General features: G+C 73.9%; 1 protein-coding gene and 1 pseudogene. Both read left to right on the plus strand.

Features of this window, described 5'->3' with window-relative positions; all coding sequences use genetic code 11:
• Window positions 1-545 (plus strand): annotated as a pseudogene (locus tag HMPREF0731_RS18955) (hypothetical protein); the annotation flags it as partial.
• Between the two features lie 5 nt (window positions 546-550).
• The coding region (locus HMPREF0731_RS18960) for an HTD2 family dehydratase (protein WP_051014823.1) at window positions 551-1,309 on the plus strand (759 nt) is incomplete at its 3' end.

A 1,309-nucleotide genomic window follows, 5' to 3' on the forward strand; every position in this document is an offset into this window, starting at 1 on the left:
CGACGCTGCGCCGCGCCGCGCCGCTGCTGGCGGTGGGCGTCGCCTTCGGCTTCGCCCTCTTCACCCTGCGCGGCGGCGAGGCGCCCTGGGTCGCGCTGCGCTACGCCACCAGCCCGGGCGGCCTGCTGGCCGACTGGCTGGAGCGCGAGGTGCCGGGCCAGCGCCTGCTGGTGCTCTCCCCCGACATCCCGACCGTCTTCCCCGCCGTCACCTATGCCGAGTCGCGCTGGATCTCGCCCTTCATGAGCACCTGGCTGCTGCAGGCGGTGTATCGCGACTGCCCGGCCGGCGGCGCCCGCTACCGCGACCCGGCGCAGATGGGCGCGGCCGAGGCGTTGGTCTGGCGCAGCCTGACCGAGCGCTTCCTGCGGCTGCGGCCCTCGGCGGTGGTGGTGGCGCGCGACACCGGCATCGCCGACTGCCACGGGCAGCGCTTCGACTTCATCGAATATTTCCGCCGCAACCCGCTATTCGCGCGCGCCTGGGGGCAGTATCGCCTGAAGGGGGAGATCGCCGGCTACATGCTGTACGAGCGGGAGGAATGACCGGAATGGCGTATGAGGAGTATCTCGGGCGCAGCGAGACGCGCGAGGACCGGATGGACCCCCGCCTGGCCGAGGGCATGGCCGCGACGATCTCCCGCCCGCTCGGGGAGGGCGCGCTGCCGCCGCTCTGGCACTGGCTGCTGTTCCAGGACTGGCAGCCGGCCGCCGGGCTCGGCCCCGATGGCCACCCGAAGCGCGGCGGTTTCCTGCCCCCCGTGCACCATCTGGAGCGGCGCATGTGGGCCGGCGGGCGCGTCACCTTCCAGGGCGAGATCCGCATCGGCGACACGCTGCGCCGCAGCTCCACCATCCTGAAGATCAGCGAGAAGAAGGGCGGCAGCGGCGAGCTGGTCTTTGTCACCGTCGGCCACCGGCTGGAAGGCCCGCGCGGCCCGGTGCTGGAGGAGGAGCAGGACATCGTCTATCGCGGCACCGGCGGCGCCGCGCTGCGCGACGCGCCCCCCGCCGCGCCCTGGCCGGCGTCCCACCGCGCCGAGGTGATGCCGGATGCGGTGATGCTGTTCCGCTACTCGGCGCTGACCGGCAATGGCCACCGCATCCATTACGACCACCCCTATGTGACGGGGGTGGAGGGCTATCCCGGCCTGGTGGTGCATGGGCCGCTGCAGGCGACCTGGCTGGCGCGGCACGCGCTGGACATCGCGGGCCCCGGCGCCCGGCTGGCGCGGTTTTCCTACCGTGGCCAGCGCGCCGCCATCGCCGGCCAGAAGCTGGCGCTGCTGGGCGAGCGCGCGGGCGGCCGG

It is taken from the genome of Pseudoroseomonas cervicalis ATCC 49957 (assembly GCF_000164635.1).
Classification (GTDB): domain Bacteria; phylum Pseudomonadota; class Alphaproteobacteria; order Acetobacterales; family Acetobacteraceae; genus Pseudoroseomonas; species Pseudoroseomonas cervicalis.